Annotated in this window: 34 protein-coding genes and 1 pseudogene; 10 read left to right on the top strand and 25 right to left on the bottom strand. The window is 47.9% G+C overall.

Features of this window, described 5'->3' with window-relative positions; translation table 11 throughout:
• The 13 genes and pseudogenes from ACTQ3R_RS14625 to ACTQ3R_RS14565 all read right to left on the bottom strand — a co-directional run.
• On the bottom strand, positions 1–607 hold a 607-nt coding region (locus tag ACTQ3R_RS14625; RefSeq protein ID WP_441779884.1), incomplete at its 3' end, for a DNA cytosine methyltransferase.
• Between the two features lie 252 nt (positions 608–859).
• On the bottom strand, positions 860–1,150 hold the full coding sequence (locus ACTQ3R_RS14620; protein ID WP_087283481.1) for a molecular chaperone: 291 nt from the start codon (positions 1,148–1,150) through the stop codon (positions 860–862).
• Entirely contained in the window at positions 1,128–1,421 is a 294-nt protein-coding gene (locus tag ACTQ3R_RS14615) for a hypothetical protein (RefSeq protein WP_087283479.1), read from the bottom strand. The genes ACTQ3R_RS14620 and ACTQ3R_RS14615 overlap by 23 nt, the downstream gene beginning before the upstream one ends.
• A 93-nt stretch (positions 1,422–1,514) precedes the next feature.
• Complete coding sequence (locus ACTQ3R_RS14610) at positions 1,515–1,802, bottom strand: CD1845 family protein (RefSeq protein ID WP_087283476.1); 288 nt, start codon at positions 1,800–1,802, stop codon at positions 1,515–1,517.
• Positions 1,803–1,804: 2 nt separating this feature from the next.
• Complete coding sequence (locus tag ACTQ3R_RS14605; protein ID WP_087283474.1) at positions 1,805–2,080, bottom strand: DUF6809 family protein; 276 nt, start codon at positions 2,078–2,080, stop codon at positions 1,805–1,807.
• 14 nt (positions 2,081–2,094) lie between these two features.
• The gene (locus tag ACTQ3R_RS14600; protein WP_087283472.1) at positions 2,095–2,472 is read right to left on the bottom strand and encodes a TnpV protein; all 378 of its coding nucleotides are present in this window, start codon (positions 2,470–2,472) and stop codon (positions 2,095–2,097) included.
• 192 nt (positions 2,473–2,664) lie between these two features.
• Entirely contained in the window at positions 2,665–4,458 is a 1,794-nt protein-coding gene (locus ACTQ3R_RS14595) for a recombinase family protein (RefSeq protein WP_087283470.1), read from the bottom strand.
• Positions 4,459–4,549: 91 nt separating this feature from the next.
• Positions 4,550–5,074, bottom strand: a pseudogene (locus ACTQ3R_RS14590) (type IV secretory system conjugative DNA transfer family protein); the annotation flags it as partial.
• Entirely contained in the window at positions 5,071–5,547 is a 477-nt protein-coding gene (locus ACTQ3R_RS14585) for a PcfB family protein (protein WP_069986842.1), read from the bottom strand. The pseudogene ACTQ3R_RS14590 and the gene ACTQ3R_RS14585, both read right to left, overlap by 4 nt.
• 94 nt (positions 5,548–5,641) lie before the next feature.
• A complete protein-coding gene (locus ACTQ3R_RS14580) occupies positions 5,642–5,860 on the bottom strand; it encodes a DUF5348 domain-containing protein (RefSeq protein WP_005422968.1) in 219 nt (72 codons plus the stop codon).
• Between the two features lie 23 nt (positions 5,861–5,883).
• Positions 5,884–6,867 (bottom strand): DUF6017 domain-containing protein, encoded by a 984-nt coding sequence (locus tag ACTQ3R_RS14575; RefSeq protein ID WP_069986841.1) that lies wholly within the window; start codon positions 6,865–6,867, stop codon positions 5,884–5,886.
• Between the two features lie 657 nt (positions 6,868–7,524).
• A complete protein-coding gene (locus ACTQ3R_RS14570) occupies positions 7,525–8,607 on the bottom strand; it encodes a stalk domain-containing protein (RefSeq protein WP_441779885.1) in 1,083 nt (360 codons plus the stop codon).
• A 106-nt stretch (positions 8,608–8,713) separates the two neighbouring features.
• Positions 8,714–9,478 carry a tRNA 2-thiocytidine biosynthesis TtcA family protein gene (locus tag ACTQ3R_RS14565; protein ID WP_441779886.1) on the bottom strand — a complete coding sequence of 255 codons (765 nt, stop codon included), beginning with the start codon at positions 9,476–9,478 and terminating at the stop codon, positions 8,714–8,716.
• A 301-nt stretch (positions 9,479–9,779) separates the two neighbouring features.
• On the opposite strand from ACTQ3R_RS14565, the gene rplM reads away from it, so the two are divergent.
• Positions 9,780–10,211 (top strand): 50S ribosomal protein L13, encoded by a 432-nt coding sequence (gene rplM, locus ACTQ3R_RS14560; protein WP_441779887.1) that lies wholly within the window; start codon positions 9,780–9,782, stop codon positions 10,209–10,211.
• 16 nt (positions 10,212–10,227) lie between these two features.
• Entirely contained in the window at positions 10,228–10,632 is a 405-nt protein-coding gene (rpsI, locus tag ACTQ3R_RS14555) for a 30S ribosomal protein S9 (protein WP_441779888.1), read from the top strand.
• A gap of 268 nt (positions 10,633–10,900) precedes the next feature.
• On the opposite strand, the gene ACTQ3R_RS14550 is transcribed toward rpsI, so the two are convergent.
• The 12 genes from ACTQ3R_RS14550 to ACTQ3R_RS14495 form a co-directional block, all read right to left on the bottom strand.
• The gene (locus ACTQ3R_RS14550; protein WP_414600951.1) at positions 10,901–11,104 is read right to left on the bottom strand and encodes a helix-turn-helix domain-containing protein; all 204 of its coding nucleotides are present in this window, start codon (positions 11,102–11,104) and stop codon (positions 10,901–10,903) included.
• Positions 11,105–11,265: 161 nt separating this feature from the next.
• On the bottom strand, positions 11,266–11,502 hold the full coding sequence (locus tag ACTQ3R_RS14545) for a hypothetical protein (protein ID WP_441779889.1): 237 nt from the start codon (positions 11,500–11,502) through the stop codon (positions 11,266–11,268).
• 30 nt (positions 11,503–11,532) lie between these two features.
• Complete coding sequence (locus ACTQ3R_RS14540; protein WP_441779890.1) at positions 11,533–11,712, bottom strand: hypothetical protein; 180 nt, start codon at positions 11,710–11,712, stop codon at positions 11,533–11,535.
• Complete coding sequence (locus ACTQ3R_RS14535; RefSeq protein WP_441779891.1) at positions 11,705–12,211, bottom strand: hypothetical protein; 507 nt, start codon at positions 12,209–12,211, stop codon at positions 11,705–11,707. Before ACTQ3R_RS14535 ends, ACTQ3R_RS14540 begins: the two co-directional genes overlap by 8 nt.
• A 14-nt stretch (positions 12,212–12,225) precedes the next feature.
• Positions 12,226–12,405 (bottom strand): hypothetical protein, encoded by a 180-nt coding sequence (locus ACTQ3R_RS14530; RefSeq protein WP_441792678.1) that lies wholly within the window; start codon positions 12,403–12,405, stop codon positions 12,226–12,228.
• A gap of 65 nt (positions 12,406–12,470) precedes the next feature.
• Positions 12,471–13,145, bottom strand: coding sequence for a DUF3854 domain-containing protein (locus ACTQ3R_RS14525; protein ID WP_441779893.1), 675 nt, complete (start codon positions 13,143–13,145; stop codon positions 12,471–12,473).
• Between the two features lie 101 nt (positions 13,146–13,246).
• Positions 13,247–13,711, bottom strand: coding sequence for an ADP-ribosylglycohydrolase family protein (locus ACTQ3R_RS14520; RefSeq protein WP_441779894.1), 465 nt, complete (start codon positions 13,709–13,711; stop codon positions 13,247–13,249).
• Positions 13,712–13,715: 4 nt separating this feature from the next.
• Entirely contained in the window at positions 13,716–14,357 is a 642-nt protein-coding gene (locus ACTQ3R_RS14515) for a vWA domain-containing protein (protein ID WP_441779895.1), read from the bottom strand.
• 136 nt (positions 14,358–14,493) lie between these two features.
• Positions 14,494–14,841 (bottom strand): hypothetical protein, encoded by a 348-nt coding sequence (locus ACTQ3R_RS14510; RefSeq protein WP_441779896.1) that lies wholly within the window; start codon positions 14,839–14,841, stop codon positions 14,494–14,496.
• 421 nt (positions 14,842–15,262) lie between these two features.
• The gene (locus tag ACTQ3R_RS14505) at positions 15,263–15,550 is read right to left on the bottom strand and encodes a hypothetical protein (protein WP_441779897.1); all 288 of its coding nucleotides are present in this window, start codon (positions 15,548–15,550) and stop codon (positions 15,263–15,265) included.
• A gap of 76 nt (positions 15,551–15,626) precedes the next feature.
• Positions 15,627–16,676: a macro domain-containing protein gene (locus tag ACTQ3R_RS14500; protein WP_441779898.1), complete on the bottom strand. Its 1,050-nt coding sequence runs from the start codon at positions 16,674–16,676 to the stop codon at positions 15,627–15,629.
• Positions 16,677–16,796: 120 nt separating this feature from the next.
• Positions 16,797–16,955, bottom strand: a complete 159-nt coding sequence (locus tag ACTQ3R_RS14495; RefSeq protein ID WP_441779899.1) for a hypothetical protein — start codon at positions 16,953–16,955, stop codon at positions 16,797–16,799.
• A gap of 235 nt (positions 16,956–17,190) precedes the next feature.
• Here ACTQ3R_RS14495 and ACTQ3R_RS14490 point away from each other — a divergent pair, with 235 nt between their 5' ends.
• From ACTQ3R_RS14490 to ACTQ3R_RS14455, 8 genes are all read left to right on the top strand, one after another.
• A complete protein-coding gene (locus ACTQ3R_RS14490; RefSeq protein WP_441779900.1) occupies positions 17,191–17,511 on the top strand; it encodes a hypothetical protein in 321 nt (106 codons plus the stop codon).
• A gap of 4 nt (positions 17,512–17,515) precedes the next feature.
• Positions 17,516–17,917: a hypothetical protein gene (locus ACTQ3R_RS14485; protein WP_441779901.1), complete on the top strand. Its 402-nt coding sequence runs from the start codon at positions 17,516–17,518 to the stop codon at positions 17,915–17,917.
• Position 17,918: 1 nt separating this feature from the next.
• Positions 17,919–18,137, top strand: a complete 219-nt coding sequence (locus tag ACTQ3R_RS14480; protein ID WP_441779902.1) for a DUF5348 domain-containing protein — start codon at positions 17,919–17,921, stop codon at positions 18,135–18,137.
• A 353-nt stretch (positions 18,138–18,490) separates the two neighbouring features.
• Entirely contained in the window at positions 18,491–19,216 is a 726-nt protein-coding gene (locus ACTQ3R_RS14475) for a hypothetical protein (RefSeq protein WP_441779903.1), read from the top strand.
• 3 nt (positions 19,217–19,219) lie between these two features.
• The gene (locus ACTQ3R_RS14470; RefSeq protein WP_441779904.1) at positions 19,220–20,644 is read left to right on the top strand and encodes a hypothetical protein; all 1,425 of its coding nucleotides are present in this window, start codon (positions 19,220–19,222) and stop codon (positions 20,642–20,644) included.
• A gap of 20 nt (positions 20,645–20,664) precedes the next feature.
• Positions 20,665–21,768 carry a Rho termination factor N-terminal domain-containing protein gene (locus ACTQ3R_RS14465; protein ID WP_298018858.1) on the top strand — a complete coding sequence of 368 codons (1,104 nt, stop codon included), beginning with the start codon at positions 20,665–20,667 and terminating at the stop codon, positions 21,766–21,768.
• A 190-nt stretch (positions 21,769–21,958) separates the two neighbouring features.
• Positions 21,959–22,468 (top strand): hypothetical protein, encoded by a 510-nt coding sequence (locus tag ACTQ3R_RS14460; RefSeq protein ID WP_441779905.1) that lies wholly within the window; start codon positions 21,959–21,961, stop codon positions 22,466–22,468.
• 216 nt (positions 22,469–22,684) lie between these two features.
• Entirely contained in the window at positions 22,685–23,155 is a 471-nt protein-coding gene (locus ACTQ3R_RS14455; protein ID WP_298018845.1) for a hypothetical protein, read from the top strand.
• The last annotated feature ends 2 nt before the right edge of the window (positions 23,156–23,157 follow it).

Raw genomic sequence — 23,157 nt, 5'->3', positions numbered from 1 at the left:
CTGCTAAATTGCGTCCATCAATATACTTTGTCGAAAGCAAACCTTTAACATTTTCAAAGACAATTACTTTCGGCATCTTTTTTTGAATTATACGCAGACACTCTTTGTATAGCATACCACGAGAGTCGTGGACGCCTTTCCGATTACCTGCATTAGAAAAAGGCTGGCACGGAAAACCAGCGGTTAAGATATCTCCATCTGGAATTTCATCTTCACCAACCGATAATATATCACGCTTATCTATTTCGCCTAAGTTGAGTGAGTATATTGCTTGAGCATCTGCATCAAAGTCATTTGCAAACACAATGTCAAATCCTGCTTTTTTGAACCCTAAATCCATTCCACCACAACCTGAAAACAGGGAGATCAGGCGAGGATGCTCCGGGGTTTCCAGTTCCAGTTCTGGGAGATTTGTTATGCTGTATGCGGGTTTATTTTGACAAGAGTTAGACACATATTCATCAACATCACACGCACGAATCCGCCAAGTACGATTGCCAAGTTTTGAAGCTGGCAAACTACCATTTCCAATCATTCGTCGTATAGTTTTTTCAGAAAGCTGTAGATATTGAGCTGTTTGAGAAACAGTTAACAGTTCCGTATCCATAGGTTAATTCCTCCACTCTGTTTTTCGCTATTATATATTCTAATATACGAACCCCCGAATGTCAATAAAATGAGGGAAAACAGCGGACAACGATGGACTTATATGGACACATTTTCAATATACGCAAATCGAACAAGCGTTTTGGAACAAGAAGTTCAAATCGCTTTACTGGCATTGCCCCCACATATATTGCGGTCAGAACATCGGGTGCAGACCCGACATTCTGACCGCAAATCAGCCTTTATTGCTACATTACTTGGTCTTGCCACTGAAACCATTTCGCCGGGCGTACTGACTGGCTTTCTGCCTGCGTTCCTCGCTGTATGGGGGCTGCAAGCGGATGGACAGACGGGACTTGTCGATCAGATAGGACACGCCGCCCAGATGCTCCGGCTTTTCCATCTGGCATAGGTCAGGATATTTTTTGCTGAACGCAGCCAGCCGCTTTTTCAGCCCGGCATTGTAGGTGTAGATGCTGGCAGTGCTTTCTCCCTCGTTGAACAGGATGATGGTTTCTTTCTCAATCTTCGTCAATCTCGTCATTGTCAACCTCCATACTGCCGCCCACGATGCGATTCAAAATAGCCTTGTGCCGGTAATAGGCTTCCATCTCCAGCTTCATATTGTAGAAGAAGCAGCGATACCACTTTTCTACGCCCTCGCTGTCCAGCTTGTCAGCCAGAGCTTCCACGACTTTCTTTCCGGCAGGGTCGGGAATCAGGTCTGCCACCTGATACAGACGATCCACCGTTGCTTCACGGTTGGGGCAGCCAAAGACAAACAGGATTTTCTTTTCGCCAATGCTCATTTTCATAAAATAGTCCTCCTTGAAGTTGATAAAAATAAAAGCGGCAGATAGTTCCCATAGGAATACCTGTCGCTTTGTGAACGATATGAAATTGTCGGGTCAGGACTTGATAAAATCACGCAGTCCGTAGTTTAAGTCTACAATTCTTTCAATCAGCCATTCCGCTATCTGGGGGATGATGAAGATTGCAAAGCTGACTGCCAGCATTTTCAATGCTTCCATGCCGGTACACACTCCAAACATCAGCCCGGCAAGTGTAATCATGAAGATAATTCCTGCCAGCAGGTCAAACAGGATAGCAGAAAAGGAAGTCAGAAAGATTGCCACCCATTGAATCAGGGTCACAGCTATTATTAGCGGCAATGCCAACAGCTTTATCAGAAACATGGCTATTTCTCCCCATTGACCTGTTCATAGGCTTCATGCTGAACAATCAGCCCAGCGGAAAAGCCGTATTTGAAGTGGCTTTCGCTTTCTTCACATTGGGCGATTGCTGTCTGCGCCCGGAGTTCCTTCACCAGCTCATAGTCCTCTTTGCTGAGCCGCTGGGACAGCTGCTCCATCAGGTTCTCACAGGCTTTGACCGCCTTGCGGTATACTTCCGATGTAGGGACAACCGTTTCACATGGATAAAACCTCCCGCTGTACATCTCTTCCAAAATCATAACACCACCTCCCTTCAGCAGTAGATTAACTCTGCCTTGATGATTTCTTCAGCCCGGCTGCGGATGGAGTTCATGGACTGCACCCATAACATCTGATTTTCAGCTTTCATGGCTTCGGTCACACCCTCGGCTTCTGCCATCTGGCGGATAATCAGGTGCAGCCTGTCCGTTGCCTGTTCGTTCAGGTCTGCCAGATAAGTCCAGAGCTTTCCGCTCAAAATCAGCTCATTCAGCAGCCCCAGATTGGTGATTCTCAGATATTCTCGGTGCATCCGTCCCCATTTTCCCAGAGGGCGGTGTTCCTCTGGCAGTTTCAAATCCGGCACATAGTAATCGCCCACCAGCACATAGTCCATGCCGTTTTCATGGATTCTCGGTTTTAAGTCTTGCATAGTAACCTCCATTTTTTTCACAGCTCAACAACTTCAATTCTTTCATAAAGGTCAGAAGAATCATTCTCAAATAAACGCCTATGATACTCTGCATCAGAAAAAGTCGGGTAAAAATATTCTTCATCGGGCTTACCGTCTTTGCGAATAAACCTAACTACCCACAAGAAAATCACACTCCTTTCTCACAGCGAATTATCCAGAAACAGATTCCGCTTGTTTGACTTCCCGTTCCTTTTTACGCTGCCTGTACCTGCGGACGGTTTCGTTTCTGCGGTCTTTTCGTTCACGCTCTTTTAGATCAGCCAGCCTTTGTGCTTCCTGTTCCTGCATCAGCAGTTCTTCTTCGGTATCTTCCACCATAAACTGACCGATGAAATTAAAGTAAATATCAATTTGCTGGCTTCGGTCTGCTGTTCTGCCGCCGGTTGCTTCGTGGACAACTACTTTGTCAATAAACTCATTGAGAGCGGTCTGGTCAATTTCTGTAAGGTCACGGTACTTCTGTACCAGACGCACAAACTGTTGACCATTTTCTGATTCTTGCTGAATCTCATGGATGCTCACTTCAATCTCTTTTACTCGTTCCTCCAGTTCCTGTTGCTCACTGTCATATTGAGCCATGAGCTTTTCAAACTGGCGGTCAGGAATTTTACCGGAAGCATTGCCTTCATACAGTCGCTTGATGTAGTTATCCAGCTCTGCAATCCTTTTTTTGATGTTTACCAGCTCTTTTTTGTCCTCTGATTGCGTATGCTTCTGGTCGGCACTGGTTAGCACCCTGACTTGTTCCAAAAATGCCTGTTCATTCCTCAAAACATACCGGGCAATTTTTCGGACAGCTTCATCAACCAGCTTGTCCAGAGTGGAAGATTTGATATAGTGCATGGTGCATTCGCCATACATGGACTTGTAGGTGGGGCAACGAAAACTACTGTCTGCATCATAGGTTTTTCCATCTGGTCTGTGCTGTGACTGTGGGCTTGAATAGGAAAGGCGTTTGCCACAATCTGCACAGTACACCAGCCCAGAAAGGCGGTGCGAATAGCTTCCGTTTGCCAGTTTACGTCTTGTTCTTCTACGAAGTTTTTGAACCAGATGCCATGTTTCTGCATCAATAATCGGTTCATGGGTGTTCTCAAAGATAATCAGCTCATCTGGTCTTGCTTTCCGGCGTTTCTTGGTTTTGAAGTTCTCGCAGATGGTCTTGCCCAGAACCGTATGCCCCATATATTCCTGTTTGTCCAGAATGTAGGATACTGCGGTACAGTTCCAGCGGCAGGGGTCATGGTAGCTGTGATTACGGCTTTCTCCATGTTCGGACTGCTCCAGATATGCAGAGGGGATCAACACATTATCAGCGGTCAGCTGATTGGCTATGGCTTGGCTTCCCATGCCATCAATAACCATCTGGTAAATCCTGCGAACAACCTTTGCGGCTTCTTCATCAATCAGAAGATGGTTTTTGTCCTCTGGGTCACGCCTGTACCCATAGGGGATTGCGCCGCTGCACCGCTTGCCATCCTGCATCCGGGAACGGAAAATGGTTCGTATTTTGTTGCTGGTGTCCTTTGCATACCACTCATTCATGATGTTCAAAAACGGTGTGAAGTCGTTTTCCGTTGGATTGGCACTGTCTACGCTGTTGTTGATGGCGATAAAGCGGACACCTTTTTCGGGGAACATGATTTCGGTGTAAAATCCGACTTTCAAATAGTCACGCCCAAACCTGGACAGGTCTTTGACGCAGACAACATCAATCTCACCGGCTTCTATCGCAGCAATCATTTTCTGAAAGCCAGGACGCTTGAAGTTGGTGCCGGAGTAGCCATCATCTGTAAAATGCCGGATATTCTTGAAGCCCTGAGCCTGTGCATACTCCTCCAGATAGCGTTTCTGGTTGACTATGGAGTTTGATTCGCCCTGCATCTCGTCATCTCTGGACAAACGCTCATAGAGTGCCGTATACTTGATTTTCTTTACCGCCATCGGCTTTTTCCTCCTTTCTCAGTTTCTATGTAGGGCACAGGAAATACCGCATTTTGTTGTTGTGATATTTTCTCTGTCCTACATCATTGTAACCCTTTGGGTCGGTTACAACATAGCTGCTGTGCATTTGCATTAAGTTGGGCTTTACAAAAAACCTCGTCTTGCCGCTGCCGGAGCCGCCGATTACAAGTACGTTTTTGTTTCGTGCATATTTCGGGTGCTTCGGGCGACTACTCATCATCAGCCTTTCGGTCTGCGTCAGCAGCACGTTATTTTCAAACATGGGGTCGATATATGGCTTTATATCCTCGGCATTGCCCCAACGTGCAGAGCCGTACTCCATGCCCTTACGGTATTTCTTTGCGTTCTTGCCTTTCACATAGACCGCAAGCCGGATAACGACAGCCCCGACAATGCCGATAAGCAAATCCATAGGGGCAAAACTCGGCAGGGCATTTGAAAAGGCGGCAGAAAAGCCACTGTCAATGGAAAGCAGCTTGCCGGAGAGGTCAGCCCCCGGCGAGAGCCGCACCGCCTGTCCGACTTTATCAAAGAGATACACAAAGAGCAGATAGGGGGCGTTTAGGATAAGCAGCTTCTTGATATTCGGCTTCATAGCGATACCTCCCTGTCCTTGTGTTTTGTCTTTTGACGGTTCGCGTTAAGCTGCTTTGCTGCTTCCCGGAATGTGGCAAGTGCCTTTCGGATAGAGGGCTTTTGCTCCTTGTTCAGCTTCTTTGCGGAAAACTCCTTAAAGGCTGCGGTCAGAGCGTCCGCGTCCCGCCCCTTGAAAAAGACGAGATAACGGGGCGGCGTTTCGGTGCTGTCTTTCTTTAGGGCAAAGTCGATACCGTATTTTTTTGCCGTCTGCTCAAAAGCTTTGATATTGCCCTCGGTTATCTCAATGTTGGATAGCCCCGCGTTCTGTTTCGCAAGCTGCTTTAGGGTCTGCTTCCCGTGGGGCTGTTTTTCCTGCTGCTTTTTTGCCTGTGCAAGCATGGCTTTGATTGCCTTTTGCAGCATTTCAGCGGTCAGCTTTGCTCCCTTGACAGAGAGCGCAACCACTTTTTCGTTGATTTCGTCCTGCAATGTTTACCGTCCTCCTTTCCCGGTAGTGATAGTGTTAGGGTGGCACGCCGCTTTTGGGCGTGAAAAAGGGGCGTCCGTTCTTCACGCCGCCCCGTTAAATCCGTACCCGCAGCCCGTTCAAGTCCTCGGCGCGGATACCTACAAGATACCAGTTGTCCCCGTACTCAATCCGGGTCGGCTTCCATTTGCCGCCTGTGAATACGTCCATGCACTCGCCGCAATGCAAGCCGCCGTAATAGTCGGCAATATCAAAGCGAATATCGTAGCGGTCAGCGGTTTCGTCAAAAATCAAAGCTCCTGTTTTCTGTGCCATGTGGTAAATCCTCCTTTTTTCGTTTACAGGCTTTCGCCCTCGTTGTAGGTGTAGTAGTCCGGGTCGCCGTACTTCGGCTTCCTCGGTGCAAGTGCGCCGCTTGCCATATCGTGAGCGACAAGGGAAGTATAGTAGCTGTCAATGGTAGACGGGGCATTGAAAAGCACCGCCTTTAGGTACTGCTTGATGTTGCGGATCTTTGTTGTATTCTCCTGCATACAGTCAAGCACAAAGCGGATATGTTCGCTGTTCAGCTTCATAAACTTTGACTTCACAAGCTCGGCGGGGTAATCGTCCCCGGCAATACGGATTTTCTTTCGTGCCGTACAGACGGTTTCAAGCATAAGGTCAACAATCTCATTCAGACGGTCGCGGTCAAGGCTTCTGTCCTGCAAGAGAATGTCATAGGCGATATTGTCTTTGATAATTTCCTCATACACTCGGTAAGCGTCGTTCCTTTCCGTTCTTTTCCGTTCCGGCGGCTCTGCCGCTTCGTCCCCGTCATAAGGCAAGGGATTTAGGGAATGGATAGGAATGGAATGGGTAATTGATAAATCCGTATTTGATTTTTCTTTTTTTGGTAAGTTAGTTCTTGATATATCTTTATTTAATTGCGTTGGATTTTCCGACGTCGGATTATCCGTTGTCGGATTTTCCAATATCGGGTTATCCGCTGTTGGTTTTTCCAATACCGGGCAATCCAATTCCGGCGGCTGCGGCTGTTCGTAAATGGTGTACTCGATAGCGGTCATTTTGCCTTTCTCGTCGCGTCCCTGCCGCCTTGTGATATATCCGGCTTTTTCAAGCTCCCAAACGGCGGTACGGATAGCGTCGATACTTTCCCGGTTGATATAGGACAGCCCCGCAAGGGTGTAGTCCCAATCCTCCGGCAAAGACAACATTTGAGATAACAGCCCCTTTGCCTTTAAGGAAAGCTCCTTATTGCGTAAGTGGTGGTTGCTCATTACGGTGTAGCCTGTGTTGCGCTCCACGCGGAATACTGCCATAGCTTCATCACTCCTTTGCTTTGGATTTGTTACGCAGTAGAACGGCGATTTTGAGGGAAAAGGTATAAACCCCTTGCCCTGTCAAAATTGCTTCCGCAAAGCCGCTTGTAGCAAGGCTTTTTCTGCCCCTACTGCGTAACAAAGGGCATGAAAAAAGCGGCGTTCCTGTTCTTCCGTGTGGAAGTGGGAAACGCCGCTTGTGCGGTGCAATATAAAATTTTCGGTTTGTTCTGTTATGCCGTATGGTCTTATCCGTAGAAACTTATAAGCGTACTATTTATCAGTAAAAATTGCATTGGACTCCGATTTTGAACTATCAATCTACGCCCATTTCTACGCCCAAATGGCATTAAATTATGTGATTTTACATGGAGCTTTATGCTTTTGCTTTTTTAAGAAACCTTGCAACCATGCGGTTTTACGGACTTTTATGGAGGTACATGGATTTATGAAAAAAGGCTAATTTATTACGATACCTAATTTCACGGCAATTCCTCTTTCCGTTCTCATTTTTGGCATTTGGCCCAAATATTATATCTGTTTTATCCCCCATATGCAAGAGGAAATGGACACAAATCCCTTATTCTTACTCCATATAACCAATAAAGGTTCCGGCTGCCCCATGGACAGCCGGAACCTTTGCACTGTGCTGCTAAGTTATTTGATAATAAGATTGGTCCCCTCGAGGGTTACCGTCTTGCCCAGCATCTCAAAGAGCTCGGCGGGGGCCCAGGTCGTGCCGGGGTCCACAATATAGGGGGCCTTTCCATAATTCTGAGGGGCAGTCATCCCCACTGCATCGGGGATTTTGGTCACCCCGGTAATGGAGGGGTTCCCGATGTCCAAACGCACCTGGAAGCTGTCGCTCTCCACCGTGACCAGTGCGCTGTGGCCCTTGGGGGTATAGGTCACCTGGAAGCCCAGCGCCTGCGCCACTGCAGCCACAGGCACCATGGCGGTGCCCTTCTCATACCGGCCCACCATATTGGGAACCTTGCCGTCCAGCTCCATGGTCAGCTGGGCGCCCTCTTCCGGCTCCGCAGCTTCCGCCTCTGTCTTGGTGCTGGCAGCGGGCAAAAGCATCACATGCTGGGCATGAGTCTGGGCCGGATAGCTCTCCAAAACCGCCTCATACCAGGCCATGATCCGGTCGCCGGCCTTCAGCTCATTCAGATCAAAGGCCTTGTTGTCCACATATCTGGACAATCCGGTGTCTGCATCCGCAGTGATGTGCAGCCCGCCCTGATCGGTCACAATCCGCACCGAACCGTCAGACAGCTTTTCCACGCTCTCTACCACCTGATAGTGGGCACTGCTGATGTCCTGGGGGATGTTGCGCACAATGGCCAGGGCAGGAGACTGAGGGGGAATGGAATAGGTGGAAACGGGGCTGTGGAACACATAGATCCCCTCCCCTACCTTTAAGGTAGCGGGATCCGAAGCGGTTTTATTTCCGCTGTCGATCCACACCACATTCTGGGACACGTTCATAATATAATCGCCATATGCCTCAGACTCCATCACCAGTCGGGTGATGTTTCCTGCCTCATCCTTACCGATCTCCGCCACTTTGCCATAGTACAGCACACTGTGCTTCTTAGCCTTATTGTTTCCTTCTGTGGGTGCACTTACCTGGGGCGTCCCGCTCTCAGCGCTCGCAGTTTCCAATGCCAGCGCAGGAACAGCCAGGGACACGGACAAAGCCGCAGCCAGCATACAAGCGGTCAGTTTACGTTTCATGTGAGTTCCTCCTAAACAGTTTTGGCGTTTCATTTCCCTTTGTAATTCATAGACGAAGCCGCAAACAAAAAGTTCCTTCGTCCTGTCAAAAATTATTTTGTGTGCGTTATTCTCCCAGATCCTCGGGCAGAGGACGCCGGCGGTGTTCCACCGGCCCCCACTCCGGCAGGGGAAGACGCTGCATGGCACCAAAGGCCCTGGCCTTCAGCCCCGGATAGCGGCCCTGGAGTTCATAGATCAGTTCCTTGATTTCCTGGCGCTTTGTGTTTCCATTGGCGGGGCATGGGTTCTCCACCACAGGAAGCTGGAGACGCTGGGCCGTGTGGCGGATCAGATTCTCCCCACAGTAGAGCATGGGGCGGATCTGGGTAATGCCAGTGCGGTCCAAATAGGTGACCGGCTGGAAGCAGGATAGCCTCCCCTCAAAAATCAGCGACATAAAAAAAGTCTCCACTGCATCATCATAGTGGTGTCCCAGGGCGATTTTTGTAATTCCCTTTTCCTGAAGGGCACCATGAAGGGCGCCTCTGCGCATTTTCGCACACATGGAGCAGGGATTTTTCTCTTTCCGCAGATCGAAAATGACATGGTGGATCTCGCTATTTATAATGGTATAGGGCACATTCAGCTTCTGGCAGAACTCCTTGACGGGAGAAAAATCCATCCCCGGACGCCCATCGGCGTGGCCCATATCCAGGGTCAGGGCTTCCACCTCAAAGGGAATGGGATAAAATTCCCGCAGCTTCGCCAGGGCACACAGCAGCATGAGGGAATCTTTTCCTCCCGAAACGCCCACTGCCACCCGGTCTCCGGGATGTATCATGTCATAATCTTCCACACAGCGGCGCACCAGGGAGAGTATCTTGTTCATGGTTTAGCTCCTTTTCAAAAGTTAGGGGGAAACCGGGCAAAAGGGGTATTTCTTATAAGAATCCGGCCCACTTTTTAAAATCAAAAACAGAAATCAAAAGTGAGAATTCAAGAGATTAAGCGTGATTTCGAGAGAAAACAAGAGATATGATAAAATCAATAAATTTTTCCCGAAAAAACCGTTGACACCCGGTTACCTCCGTACTATAATACAAAACGCTCCGCTTGTACAGAGCTGGAGCAAAATGTTTTTATCATTGATCCAATGGTTGAGATATTGAAGTAAAATGGAGGTTTCACCTATGTCCACTTTTATGGCTAACAAGGGGAACATCACGCGCACCTGGTACGTGCTGGATGCCGCCGGTAAGCCCCTGGGCAAGACCGCCGCTCTGGCTGCGGATCTGCTGCGCGGCAAGCGCAAGCCCGAGTTCACCCCCAACGCTGACTGCGGTGACTTTGTCATCGTGATCAACGCCGAGAAGGCCGTTCTGACCGGCAAGAAGCTGGATCAGAAGTACTACCGTCACCACTCCGGCTGGGTGGGCGGCCTGAAGGAAGTCAAGTACCGCACCCTGATGCAGACCAAGCCCGAGCTGGCCATGAAGCTGGCCATCCGCGGCATGCTGCCCAAGAACACCATTGCCAAGGACTCCCTGACTCGTCTGCACATCTATCGCGGCAGCGAGCACAACCACGCCGCCCAGAAGCCCCAGGTCTGGGACGCCGAGTAAGAGGAGGATTTGAATCATGTATAAGAGCAAGAAGCCTTATTTCTATGGGACCGGCCGCCGGAAGTCCTCCGTGGCTCGGGTTCACCTGTTCCAGAACGGCACCGGCGCCATCACCATCAACGGCCGCGACATCGACGACTACTTCGGCCTGGAGACCCTGAAGCTGATCGTGCGTCAGCCCCTGGTCGCCACCGAGCAGATGGGCAAGGTTGACATTGTTGCCACCGTTACCGGCGGCGGTGTGACCGGCCAGGCCGGCGCCATCCGTCACGGCATCGCCCGTGCCCTGCTGCTGGCCAACGAGGAGTACCGTCCCGCCCTGAAGGCCGCTGGGTTCCTGACCCGCGATCCTCGTATGAAGGAGCGTAAGAAGTACGGCCTGAAGGCCGCCCGTCGTGCTCCCCAGTTCTCCAAGCGCTGATTTTGTTATCAGTTACCCCGGAAAACTTCGGTTTTCCGGGGTTTCTTTTGTTAAAAGTTGAAATACCTAAATCCGAGGGGTCTAATACCTGTCACATTCGGACACAATATATTGTGGTTTGCTATTTTATAAACACAATATGTAAAGGTGACTTTTGAGGTTAAATCGCTTTTTGGCCATTTTGAGGTGACTATTTGAGGTTAAATTTCCCCTCATTTCTGCCGTCAAAAAAAAGAGCGTGGCTGCACGGTTGGTGCAGCCACGCTCTTCACTTTCTACTGTTTCGGAATAGTTCTTTGGGATTTTGCTCTACTCGCTTTAAGTACTTGTCGATGTGCTCTTGTGAAAACTTCACGGCGCATCGAGGTCTTGCTTGGTAGTAACCGATTTTTCGTTCTTTACGCATCCGGTCCAAAGTGTTGACACACACGCCAAGGATTTCGGCTGCTTCTTCCCTCGTGTACATGGGCATTCAAATACCTCCTCGCTATACAGATTGTTTGAGCATAATGTCCCTTCATAATAAATGGAGAAAAAGCAGGGGGTATTATACCCGTCCAACGAAAAAGTTTTATATATTTCTGGGGAGCAACCATTGCGGTTACTCCCCAGAAAGCTATATCAGATAATCAATTACTGTTCATCAGGTTCTTCACTGCTGCTTAGCGAAAAAGCCCGTTTTCCCGAGAAGCGCTCCTTGAGATGCTTCAGCTGATAGTCAAGCTCGTCAATGATCTTCTGAACCTCTTCCTGCGTATAGTCATACGATACTCGCGAAGAACAATTACCCAGCTTTTCGATGTTGTCAATAAGCACTGCCATGCGCTTTTCGACAACGCGGCAGAATCGCTCGTGTTTTATCTCATTCATGCCAAGACTCCTCCAATTCGTATTTGATGTTTAGCCCATTCGCTGCAATGGTGCGCTTGTTTCTGCTCTCTCCCAGTCCACTTCCGGGATGGGGATGGCTGTTAGCGGGAACACATCATAATTGCCCGCAGAAGCGCTGGAAAGACCACAGGCGGCCAAGAATCTTTCTTGCGCCTCTGGCGTCAGGTCAGAAAAGTAGATTTCAAACATACTCTTCTCCCTCCTGCAATGCACGGTCAATGTCGCTCTCAGTAAACTTCAGAACCATGAGCTCTTTTTTGGAGAAGCCAAGTTCCACTAATCTCTCGACAACCCGATATCCATGGCCGCCTTCATCATTGACTTTTTCATCAATGAGTATGTTCAGCAATTCCATCGTCCGATCCGGGTCAATTTGTTCCCATTTGCCCTTGCAGTTCAAAAATGCTGATACGAGTTCATCTGCCTTAACTTCGACAGTTGCCGGCTCCATCGTTTCCTCAAAGCTATCCTCCGATAGCTCAAAATACGGATGATCGACCTGCGGATCAAAGGTATCAAACCGTTTCTCCGGCAGGCCAACCAGATGGGGGATAAAGTATTCTCCTTCATCCAAACATTCCAGGACAACAGCGATTCGTTCAGCGGAAATAGTTCCTTGGACAACACACTCATTATGGACTTTGTAGTTATCAGCGTCACGATATAAATAGTTGATTTTCGTATTCATGCCATCAATTCCTTTCACGCTCGTTCGTAAGTTACCTCAGTCAATAGGCCAGTTTCATCATATCTGCGTAACTCCACCCAGTTATGATGTGTCTCTTCCATAATCAAGAATCCTACTCCTTCCTGACGCATGATCACGAGATCACCACTGGTGTAGAGACCGCTTGGGAAGTTTAATAAATCTTTCGCTGTCATATCAGCACTCATCTCCGAAAAAAGGTCGCCGTTGCTCATGAAGTGCAACAGCGACCTTACTGATTTTATGATGCCCTTGCCTCCTTGAAAGAGAGCAGCAAGTCATCAATCCCTTTGTATTTCTCATCCCAGGCAATTGGCGTCATCTCAAATCCGGCATCGCTGCCTTCCTGTAATACCCGATGTCGTGCATTACGCACATTTTCATTGATCAGGGCATCCATATCGAAAGCGACGATGATCCGGTTGATATGAACGGTGGCCAACTCCTTGAGCAGTCTACGGAACTGATTGATGTTGCCCACACCAGTTAGGCCAACAAAGCATCTGGGTTGGCCAAGCGCATTTGATAGGTGCTGAGCAATATCTGCCTTCATGACGCCTTCAGTTAGATAGACCGCATCAGAATCATGAGGGCCTGCGAAATGGGGGCAGCAGGAAGCGGTTGTCCCGTAATACTTATCAACACTGGTAAGGTTGTTAAACTTGGACTTGTAGGGCCGATCCAAGCGGATTTGAATGGCTTCAATCTCTCCGATCATATTCCGGTCCGGGATCATAATACCCGAAGCTCTGATATCCAATTTCCAACTGCCAGTCTCGTGGTCACGATAGAAACCTGGAACACCTTCCAATTCACATCCGCGCTCCAGAAGCTCAGCAACTATACGCCCCGACCGCACCGCAGGTGTGGTTCGATACCCAAGTTGGTCAATTGCATCGCCAGAGAGTCCCCGCATAAGCAGGGACTCTCTGTGCATAGACCCAAGGGTGAGCAGAGAGAGGAGATTTCTGTAAGTATTATCGCGGATATTGGATGGAGCCAACTCAGCTTCCGGTGTTACAATCTTCTGATTTCGGGGAGTGTCATTAAGCTTTCTTCTTCGGATGTCCTCTCCGGACTGAAAAATACGGCACAACTCCTCATAGGCTGCTGCCATGCTGATGTTCGTGGCTGCGGCATATCTTCACAAATCCATGCAACAGAAGACACACGCATAGCCGCTCCGTTGCCATAGCTGTTATAAGGCCGCGCACTCTTCTGATAGAGCCAGCAGTTAAACATACTCCCGTAGCCGCTATACGGATGTCTTCGGCCAATAGTCTGCATGGATCGAACCAGCCGTTTCCGTAGATCCTCTCCCTCTCCTGCATTCATGAGGGCGTCAGCAACCGCCAGCGTCATCACCGTATCATCTGTAAAGTGTGACGCTTTTGAGAAAAGCGGGAAGTCTTTCGCCTTATAATTGTGGGAATTGAATTCATAAGGACTGCCAATCATATCTCCCAAAATCGCACCAAACATGATATTACCCCCGTTTCTTAAAGTCAGCTTCAATTTTATCTTTCCAATCATCGCTGATACATGCACAGGTTCTTACTGAACTGACAACTTCACTAACCACGCCAAAGTTTAATCGGATTCCGTCATGATCGGCCTTATACCGAACAGCTCGCTCTGCTCTAATGCCGAATCGAGCCGCAGCTGAAATAGCATCCATATTCGCTCCCAAGAACAGAAACTCCCAGCCATTCTCTGACTGCTTCTCTTGCACCATCTGCTTTACAAGAGGGTAGCTATATTCACGGCTGGCATTTTCACAGCCATCTGTCGTGATAACAAAGATTGTCTTTTCAGGCCTCTCTTCTGGCTTTGCCTTTTTCTGACGAAAAGCAATGGTCCGAATAGTTTTGCCCAGAGCATCCAGCAGCGCCGTACTACCTCGTACTGAATATTCATTGGTCAACGGATGAACCGACTGAATTGGCACTCTCTGGTGCAGCGTCTCCGCTTCATGATCAAAGAGGATCGTTGTAACAAAGGCCTCGCCAGGTTCCCGTTTTTGCTTTTCTATCATTGCATTGAAGCCGCCAATCGTATCCTCCTCCAGACCGCCCATGGAGCCACTTCGATCCAGCAAAAAAACTAACTCTGTCAACTTTTTTTCCATTATGAAAACCTCCCATAGATTTGATGCTGTAAGCATAACAAATCTATGGGAGGAAAGGGTCAATTGACAGTTGACTTTTTTGACACGACTCGCAATTGGAGTTAATTGGCCCTGAACTTTTTTAGCGCGACTTATCTCATGCCGCTCTAAAGTTCTCTACCTCCCACAGAAGTCTCCTTTTCAGCTTCTTCGTAATGGGATACTTAGAAATCTTGTGCTTGATGCTGTCCTTTGTTTCGCCGTTTACATACAACTCCCGCACTACTCCGGCGAACAAGGCATCAAAGCCCCATTCCGTAAGCCCATCCAAAATGAGAGCCGCCGCCAGAAGGCACGCCACACCGCCTAACATCCCGCCAGGGCCAATAGCCGCTAAAGCAGTGGTCATTGCCGCCGCCCCAGAGAGTCCAGTTGCATTTATCGCAACCAAGAGGACCAGTCCAGGAACACCCATGCCAGCGATTTTAGATACGATTCTTTCCATAATAATTCTCCTTTACTTTTCCATTTTCATAGTAACTATTCGTTACGATTCTCATGCACAGTTCTTGGGTTGCCTACAAAACATAGTTTTGCAGAAGGTCAGGCCTGCAACGACCATAAGAATGCAGTATATGACACATTCAGTACAGTGCAGAATGAAATACCTTCTTGCAGAAGCAGGCATAGCCATAAAATGGTCAACCAGGCCGTTTTCCTGCCAATAAACCTTTTCGGAAAATGGCTTTGCGTTATCTGCTGGAATTGCCGGAATGGTATATTGAAGCACACATTTGCAACAATCTAAACAGTCCAACAACCTATTGGCGAATATACCCACCAAGATCAACAACATGAAGAGTGTGGCATATTTCCAAATAAGTCTGCCGCAGCCAGGGTCTACTACTGTCTTCTTCAAACTCGTTTCACCTCTCTTCACTTTTGAGATTGACTTCACTCTTCTTTTTTGTTTTCACCTCGTTTCTTCCATCTTTAGAAATATGTGCTCCAACAGTAGCACCGACCAATGTGCCGACTGCCGTTCCCGACAGCCTAATCACTTTAGGAACGATTACTGCGGTCGCCCGGACAATTTTCAGTTCTCTGCCACCCGGAATTGCAAATGTGAGTCCCTGAAAGATTGTTCCAATCGCACCGCCTATCACGGCACCAACAGCAATGCCATCTCGGATATCGCGCAGTCGATTCTTCATAAAAGAAGCCCCCTTAGATTTGATGGCATAAGCATACCAAATCTGAAGGGGGCATTGGTAAAGTACCAATTTACTTTTACTCTCGGGTTTTTAAGAGGAGCGGTTGATTATAGTTATCCAATTCAATATTGATTTTGACAGCATTATGCTCTCCATGCCTGATATAATATTCCACAATAATGTCCGCTGGAATGCTTTGGGACAGCGTATATCCAGCGCTACCTAAAAAGTCCTGTGTGGCTTCATAATCTAACTCCAACGCCAGAGCAAGTCTAATTGCTGCACTTTTAGTTGGTGTGTAGGCAGGATTATTCCGTATCTGGCTGAATTGCTGCTTGGAAATACCGGCGCGATCATACACAATAGAGTCTTTCAGTCCTCTTTCGTCAATTAACTGAAATAACTTCTTATGAAAACCTATTCCTGGCTGACTCACGAGTTCCTTCAAACAGGCGCTCTTTTTATTAGCCGGGAATTTTGGTTGCTCCGGAATAGCGCCAACTACACCAATTGGCCTGCGGAGATCAGTCAAGCGCGCAGTTAATTCTTGATAGCTGGTAGCACAGTGCCGGATTCCATATTCTTCCGTGTGGGCTGCATCAACATAGTCTTGGTCTACATAATGATGTAGGTCATCGAATAGCTGTCCGGCAAGCTCAACCACCAGCTTATCGAACACCACAAGAATAATCCGAATATCATGCGTCAATAAAAAATCAGTAAAGGCACTGACCGCTATTGACATACCCTTATTTTTAGGGAACCCGTATGTACCCGTAGCCATAAGGGGAAATGCGACCGTTTTGCAATCATGAAGCACTGCGATTTCCAATGCATTGTCGTATGCACGGCGTAGAATCTGTTCTTCACCTTTGTCTCCACCTTGCCAAGCCGGTCCTACAGCATGGATTACATACTTTGCATTCAGATTAAATGCTGGCGTAATAGCGGCCTCACCAGGAGCAATGTTACCAATCTGTTTTCGTGCCTCCAGCAATTGTGGCCCCGCATCGCGATGAATTGCATGATCCGTTCCAGCTCCAATCCGTGGTTCCGGGTTTGCCGTATTCACAATCGCATCAGCTTTCACCTTGGCTATGTCGTTTCTAATAATTTCAAAAGGCATACAATTCCTCCCCTGCATGGCTCGATCTTCGTTCAGCAATAACCACAAGGATAGTTTCATTCTATATTTGTGGGGGATTCATGTCAATCACGGCACCACATTGTTCCACGGTCTGCATATTTATTGCACACGATAATGCTGTTCAGCAGTGACCCTGAAAACAAATTGGATCAGCTCATCGTGCGTATCAAATTTTTTGAGCAGGTATCCGACAACTGGATGAAAGGACAGAATCATTTCATTCTCATTGATCCAACAACTCGTTTCATTTCTCTCCATATTTTCTCTCCAAATAGCTCATTCAAGTGCCGTTGTCAATCAGCGGCACTTTTCTTTCCACAAACCACCTGCCGATGATATTCCCGGACAGGTTCGTTGACCGTTCAAAGTAGAGGTAAGTCCGTCTGCCATTCACCATGATGGTATAGCGATCTCCCTGGCCACCGGCTTTCGCCGCATATCCATGCCAATGCGGTCGGCTATATGCTTCTGTACCAGAGTGAGGTAAAGGCAAATGGGCGATAAGGTGATACGCACTTACCTGAACTTCAACTCCTATGATTTCAGGCATCGCAAAGTCATGGAAATCCTTAGTTCAAAGCCCAGGAATAAAACAGAGCTGGTTGTCAATGCAGTTCTCCACTACATCAGTTGTCCTGAAGCAGCGGATGAGTTCAGCAAAGAAACTATGAAGCGGCAAATCCGCGAGGTCATCCAGGAAATGCTGGCGGACGGGAGTTTGAGCGGCTTGGCCGCTCCTCCCGCCGCGCACGAGCAGGAACCTGAAAACGCCGATGATTTGAGCGACATGATGGCCGCTTTCCGGGGAGGCTGATGTCATGGATGATGTTTTTACCATTAAGAAGCCGCGTGAAGAATTGACATTTGCAGATCTGCGTCACCATTTCGGAACCGGAAGGGCATATATAAAGTCCGGCTCCGGGCGTGATCGTGTTTACGGCTATCGTCGCGGCATCATGACTAACATTGGGGACATTGAGGAGTCCGAGTGGAAGGTGCTCATGCTGGACTTGATCCAACGGTCTAACGAAATGGGTATTTACGAAGCACTGAAACGCTGGTCGAAAGAGTGCTGCGCTTGGCTCCACAGCAAAGCAGAAGTGGAGGAGTACGCACTTGAGCTCCACTCCGCCCGCATCTTTGAAAACCCGTCCTGGGCTGGATACGAGCAGTTTTGGCGTGACTATGCCCCGTATTTGGCAAAAGAAGGAGAACACTGATATGAAACAGGGCGCATTGATTTATGACCCGTGTCTGGATCGGATGGACATTCGCTTTGGCCTCAATACCTATCTCGGTGGCCTGCACTGCGGCGAGTGCTTCGATGTTTGGACCGGCAGCCAGTGGGAAACTACGAGGATTGAAAAGGGGGAGGCCTGGTATTTAGTCGGTATCCCCAGCCGGAACCTAGTTGGTCTGCGTGTCCGAATCGACAACTAAAAACACAAATTGGACAGGCAGCTCATTCTATGTTATTCTTACGAATAGAAAGAGTTGCCTGTCCATTGCAATTAGTAGCGGAAAGGAAAAGATATATGGAACATTCTATGGCAGAAGCTGAAATTATCCGAGAATAGACAATCCATCATCCCCATCAGTGAAATGTCATTCAGCGAGTATTTGGGGTTAATCTTCAAGGAAGCAGAAACCCAGCTTCGGGAAACGCTATATCAGATGGACCTTGACGCTATAAAAAAGAATGGTATATTTAGAATGTTAAACCCCAATGATTTGGCAGGCCTTTACCTAAAAATTGAGAATGACTGGCTAAATGAGGAGCAAGGAGCCGAGATATGAATATTGATAATCTCCACCAACTGATTGGCCGATATGAACAGAATTACTCTCTGATCAACAATTCCAAGAATGATGAGATCTTTAAGTGGCGGGCCGTGCGTTGTTTTCAGGATGTGTGGTTTGATGACCGCTATGAGAGCTATCCATTCGCAGAGAAATTCCGGGCAGCCACTCGGGAATGCTCCGTTCTCGTGGATAACGGTCAGGTATCACCCTCCAACGGCATTGTTAAAATGGCCGAGCAGGAGCCAGAGGAAGTGGAGCATCTTTTTAACGAAGTCCTTTTCGCTGATGACAACGGCGACTTGGAACTGCGTCAGGATCACATCGAAGAGTTTCTGGAAGGTATTGAGTCTGTTCGGCAGCGTTGCTTTCCAAGCTTTTGGAAGTACAGTCAGGATCGCCACAGCGCATTTACATACTTGGCTCTTTATGCTCCCGAGGATAACTACATCTACAAGTATAGTGAAGCAGAGGAATTCGCCAAGTGCATTGAATACGGCATTGACATCGGTTCAGGCCGGGACTTCAAACTGCCTGCATACTACGGGATGTGTGATCTCGTTGTTGAAGCGTTACAGGATCACCAGCCGCTCCTTCAGAAGTATCGTGAGCTTGTCAGCGGTGCTGATTTCTACCAGGATCAGAGCCTGCATCTTTTGGCCTTTGATAATATAATCGTGTGGCATCGTCTACCAACCGGTCATGCAGTCTGGAGGTAAATTATGGCCAGTACCACCATGGAGGAACCCAGCATCTATCAGGCCCCAACTGACAGCAATGAAGATGCAGCCGTTAAACACCACTATACCGACTTTGAGAACAGCACCTACATGGTCATCTCCAAAGTGGCCTATCTAATTGGAGTTCCCAAACGGTTCTTTGAGAGTGATCATGAACCGCCGAAACTTGAGTGGTATGATAAACTCGAATCGGACAAAAATGCTCGCATTGTCAGAAATCTATGTGCGCTGCGCACAGCGCTGGAGCAGAATTACTCAAAGATTTATAAGCTGATGCGGTACGAAATGAAGAATCTGCACTCCATGCCGGAGCTGATTCCTCCAGATAGCCTACAACAGCTTATGAATGATGGGATTACCATTGAACGCGCAAACTATAAGCCTTCTCAGTACATCATAGATATCAACCGTCACATCAGCAACCGGATCAACAACTGCAAAAGCCTGTTCCCAATCTGGTTGAAGTGGGAATATGTTCGTTCACTTTTCCTGATGCCGAATGGCCTGTCAGAGGATGGAATCAAAGCGGCTGCCAATGATTACTATGCCAATAAAAGCAAGTATCCCTATCAGGTCTACATGAACTGGGACTATATCAACGCGGGCAACATACTTTACAACGACAAAAAGTTCGTTTCATTGCTGTATGAGGCCAACGAGGATTACTTCTGCGATCTGAGCAAGGTGACAGATGCCGGTAATCTCACGAAGGCCGGGATTTATAAGTTCCTGGAGGAAAGCGAGCAGGTCGATATTGTTGTCGATTGTGAAAACTCCGATCCTTTCAAGCTGTATGCTACGCTGAAGAACTTGGATCAGGAGGCTCTGCTGAGCAAGATCAATAAGATCATTCTTTATGATGACATTCACACAACGACAGCATGGAAGATCCTTGAACAGTTCACCGACATCCCCATCGAGCACAACTTGATTGAGCGTATCAAAGAACAGAAGTCTCTGGTCGATATTCGACTCACCACGGGCACCTGCCGAGAATACTACCAGAACGGAATCAAATCTTTCATATTGGTCTCCAGTGACTCTGACTATTGGGGCCTTATAGCGGCCATGCCGGAGCTGCGCTTCTTCGTCATGGTTGAGAACGAGAAATGTGGACCTGCAATCAAGAACGCGCTGATCAATGCCGGAATTACATACTGCTATATTGATGATTTCTGTACGGGTAACAGCGACGAGATCAAAATTGCCGCTGTCCTTTCTGAGGTCCGGAGAGTGCTGGATAACAGCTTCCATATCAATGTTCAGGACATCCTCCAGGAAGCATACACGGCAACGAGAGCCGATCTGACAACTGCCGAGAAGCGGCAATTCTACGATAGATACATCCGTCCTATGAAGATTGTCATCGCATCCGATGGTGAGGCAACGATAGAGCTTGGAAGCTAACCGGACAAGAGGAGTACACTATGGCGCTGAATGAGATTAGGAAGCCTACAATTGAAGAGGTGCTGGCAAACACGAGCGTGGCGAAGCTAAAGGAGTTGGCCAAAGATTACTATGTAAAAGGCTACTCCAAGCTGAATAAGGCCGCATTGGTAGAGGTGGTCAGCAGTGCGCTGCAAAAGCCCAAGCGCCTGACAGAGCTCCTTTATGTCCTCGACACCCCCACATTCATGCTTTTCAAACGGGCAGCTGAAAGCCAGCAGCCCATCAAGGTAAAGAAGCTTCAGCCCGAGCAGTATAAGCTTCTGGTGGATCTCTGCTATCTTGTCTGCGAAGAATCGCAGGCTGACATGGTGGTGACCGTTCCCTCCCAGATCAGCGATGTGTTCCTTCAGCTGGAACGAGGTGACTTTTCAAAGAGGAAGGCTCGTTATGACCTTCTCAACAGCTATGCCATGGCCACTGTTCACCTGTATGGCGTCATCAGCCAGGATGATTTTGTGGACATCTTCAACCGGCAGAACAGCCAGAAGACCTCTATTGAGGAGCTGTTCCCGGTCCTGATCCGTCACATAGCAGTCGGCGCTCCATATTGCTTCTGGGAGGAATACATCGTCTGTGATGAATTTGAAGAGAACGACTTCCAAGATGTAAAGGATCTTCTGCGTCAGTGCGATACGAAGCCACGGTATGTGCCGGAGAAAAAAGAGCTGCTGCGGTATGCGGACTGGGACTACTATGAGCAAACTCCTCAAATGGACAAGCTGAAACAATTTCTTGCAGAGCAATGCCGGCAGCCTCGCTTCAAAGCAGAAGAAGTCGCTGCGGAGATCCAGTACGCCTGCGCTGTTGAAGCCGGCGTCGGGCAGATATTTGAGATTCTGGAAGATTATCATGTAGATCTTGATGACAAGTCCGTATCTTCCTTCGTTGAGATCATCACTGCCGTGCAGAACAACACTCGCCTTTGGGCCAATAAAGGGCATACTCCCAACGAGCTGGCTACACTCTATAACCGGCGTCCGCCTTTCGCAATGAGTGGCGTTATCAAAAAGCAAAAGATTGGCCGCAATGATCCCTGCCCCTGCGGGAGTGGTAAGAAATATAAGAAATGCTGTGGGCGATAGCCATACCGATATAGATTGTTTCTCAATAGGGAGGAATCATCATGATACCGAACAAGATAGATAAAGCTGCGATTCTGGCAGCCATTCAGCAAATTGATGAGGAGGGCATTCCACGGCAACGCCTATCCCACACATATAATCTCCGCTAACGGTCTGCTTTGGTATTGATTGTGCTGACGGCGAAGATCAATTGGCGCTTGCTGTTACTCGTGATGGCATAATTGCTATGGGGAGAAAGTTTTATCCTACCTATGACGAAAGAGATGTCATTCGCATCGCCCGGAGTTATGACGAAAAAGAAATGGGATACTCGCGTTTCTTTGAGATTGGTGGAAAGCGCTTCTATTTGGCTGTTTGCTACGACACTTTTGGTATTCGTCATTGTCAACTCAGCAATCCCGGTGTAGATGCTGTTCTTGTCTTGGCTCATCAATTCTGGCCTCGTGGATATGGCCCTTCAGGTGATGTGGACTTCGCACGAAAAGGCTTTGCCGGAGCATCTCAGCAGTGGGATTGCCCGGTATTTGGTACTGCTGTTTTCTTTGACAGGGCAATCCCTGAAAACTGGCCTACCGGAGTCCGCTATCATAGCGAACAAAGTGTGAAGCAGTTTAAGTATTCTGACAATACCCTTCACTGGACACAAAGAGTTGAAATTTCAGAAAGCGAATTCGCCATCTGTTATTGGTATTCAATTTAATCTATCTAACATAACACAAGCTCCCATAGATGTTATCCCCAATTTTCAAAACCCGTTTTTTGACGCAGATTGGTGGATGGCCGCACTCAAGAATTACCAGGCTAGATACCAAACAATCCGGTATCGAGCCTGGTAATTTTATAGGTCGATTCCATAATTTGATGTTGACGGTGTAGCTTTATTGTAGTATTATTGTAGCAAGAAGGTGGTGATTATTTGATTGAGTTTTCTGTGAGACAGATTGCCCAAGCATTATCAACAAGCGAAGAAACTGTTCGCCGATGGATTAGAGATGGTCAACTATTAGCTACTTCTAATTCGAAGAAGCAAGGCCATAAAGTTACCGCCGAGAATTTGTGTCACTTCTTAGATAGCAATCCCAAATACCGTACAGAAAATGTCCAAGTACTTTTGGATACAGGTCAGACTGATTCCGAAAGATTTTATTCTCAGGTCCCCGTTCTAAGAACCGACCATCAACCAATGTTCGGCAGGTCGTTTGCGAAGCTTTCGCCGGAATTTATGTCTCGCTATGACAGTCTTCACCCTAAGAATTCAGAAAATGCGGAATCGGAAATGCTTCAACTTCAAATAGCTGAACTTGAAGAAAAAATTGCTATTCACCAGAAGTACATTGAGATGTACAGTCAGCAACTCAAAATGCTTCGCCAAAAGAAAAAGTTTTAAAA

Origin of the sequence: Lawsonibacter sp. LCP25S3_E2, assembly GCF_052117285.1 — a bacterium.
In the GTDB taxonomy this organism is placed as follows: Bacteria; Bacillota; Clostridia; order Oscillospirales; family Oscillospiraceae; genus Lawsonibacter.
Note: the sequence above shows the minus strand (reverse complement) of the source record. Positions and strands in the feature narration are given on the sequence as shown.

Coding starts and splice junctions, on each gene's coding strand:
- ACTQ3R_RS14575 (WP_069986841.1), bottom strand. CDS start 6,867: ATGGCAGTATTCCGCGTGGAGCGCAACACAGGCTACACCGTAATGAGC.
- ACTQ3R_RS14525 (WP_441779893.1), bottom strand. CDS start 13,145: ATGCGGGGACTCTCTGGCGATGCAATTGACCAACTTGGGTATCGAACC.
- ACTQ3R_RS14510 (WP_441779896.1), bottom strand. CDS start 14,841: ATGGAAAGAATCGTATCTAAAATCGCTGGCATGGGTGTTCCTGGACTG.
- ACTQ3R_RS14505 (WP_441779897.1), bottom strand. CDS start 15,550: ATGAAGAATCGACTGCGCGATATCCGAGATGGCATTGCTGTTGGTGCC.
- ACTQ3R_RS14540 (WP_441779890.1), bottom strand. CDS start 11,712: ATGTTTGAAATCTACTTTTCTGACCTGACGCCAGAGGCGCAAGAAAGA.
- ACTQ3R_RS14620 (WP_087283481.1), bottom strand. CDS start 1,150: ATGACGAGATTGACGAAGATTGAGAAAGAAACCATCATCCTGTTCAAC.
- rplM (WP_441779887.1), top strand. CDS start 9,780: ATGTCCACTTTTATGGCTAACAAGGGGAACATCACGCGCACCTGGTAC.
- rpsI (WP_441779888.1), top strand. CDS start 10,228: ATGTATAAGAGCAAGAAGCCTTATTTCTATGGGACCGGCCGCCGGAAG.
- ACTQ3R_RS14500 (WP_441779898.1), bottom strand. CDS start 16,676: ATGCCTTTTGAAATTATTAGAAACGACATAGCCAAGGTGAAAGCTGAT.
- ACTQ3R_RS14605 (WP_087283474.1), bottom strand. CDS start 2,080: ATGATTTTGGAAGAGATGTACAGCGGGAGGTTTTATCCATGTGAAACG.
- ACTQ3R_RS14495 (WP_441779899.1), bottom strand. CDS start 16,955: ATGGAGAGAAATGAAACGAGTTGTTGGATCAATGAGAATGAAATGATT.
- ACTQ3R_RS14570 (WP_441779885.1), bottom strand. CDS start 8,607: ATGAAACGTAAACTGACCGCTTGTATGCTGGCTGCGGCTTTGTCCGTG.
- ACTQ3R_RS14475 (WP_441779903.1), top strand. CDS start 18,491: ATGAATATTGATAATCTCCACCAACTGATTGGCCGATATGAACAGAAT.
- ACTQ3R_RS14610 (WP_087283476.1), bottom strand. CDS start 1,802: ATGTTTCTGATAAAGCTGTTGGCATTGCCGCTAATAATAGCTGTGACC.
- ACTQ3R_RS14615 (WP_087283479.1), bottom strand. CDS start 1,421: ATGAAAATGAGCATTGGCGAAAAGAAAATCCTGTTTGTCTTTGGCTGC.
- ACTQ3R_RS14550 (WP_414600951.1), bottom strand. CDS start 11,104: ATGCCCATGTACACGAGGGAAGAAGCAGCCGAAATCCTTGGCGTGTGT.
- ACTQ3R_RS14530 (WP_441792678.1), bottom strand. CDS start 12,405: ATGACAGCGAAAGATTTATTAAACTTCCCAAGCGGTCTCTACACCAGT.
- ACTQ3R_RS14565 (WP_441779886.1), bottom strand. CDS start 9,478: ATGAACAAGATACTCTCCCTGGTGCGCCGCTGTGTGGAAGATTATGAC.
- ACTQ3R_RS14535 (WP_441779891.1), bottom strand. CDS start 12,211: ATGAATACGAAAATCAACTATTTATATCGTGACGCTGATAACTACAAA.
- ACTQ3R_RS14580 (WP_005422968.1), bottom strand. CDS start 5,860: ATGGCACAGAAAACAGGAGCTTTGATTTTTGACGAAACCGCTGACCGC.
- ACTQ3R_RS14485 (WP_441779901.1), top strand. CDS start 17,516: ATGGATGATGTTTTTACCATTAAGAAGCCGCGTGAAGAATTGACATTT.
- ACTQ3R_RS14520 (WP_441779894.1), bottom strand. CDS start 13,711: ATGTTTGGTGCGATTTTGGGAGATATGATTGGCAGTCCTTATGAATTC.
- ACTQ3R_RS14470 (WP_441779904.1), top strand. CDS start 19,220: ATGGCCAGTACCACCATGGAGGAACCCAGCATCTATCAGGCCCCAACT.
- ACTQ3R_RS14545 (WP_441779889.1), bottom strand. CDS start 11,502: ATGAATGAGATAAAACACGAGCGATTCTGCCGCGTTGTCGAAAAGCGC.
- ACTQ3R_RS14480 (WP_441779902.1), top strand. CDS start 17,919: ATGAAACAGGGCGCATTGATTTATGACCCGTGTCTGGATCGGATGGAC.
- ACTQ3R_RS14595 (WP_087283470.1), bottom strand. CDS start 4,458: ATGGCGGTAAAGAAAATCAAGTATACGGCACTCTATGAGCGTTTGTCC.
- ACTQ3R_RS14515 (WP_441779895.1), bottom strand. CDS start 14,357: ATGGAAAAAAAGTTGACAGAGTTAGTTTTTTTGCTGGATCGAAGTGGC.
- ACTQ3R_RS14490 (WP_441779900.1), top strand. CDS start 17,191: ATGGGCGATAAGGTGATACGCACTTACCTGAACTTCAACTCCTATGAT.
- ACTQ3R_RS14465 (WP_298018858.1), top strand. CDS start 20,665: ATGGCGCTGAATGAGATTAGGAAGCCTACAATTGAAGAGGTGCTGGCA.
- ACTQ3R_RS14600 (WP_087283472.1), bottom strand. CDS start 2,472: ATGCAAGACTTAAAACCGAGAATCCATGAAAACGGCATGGACTATGTG.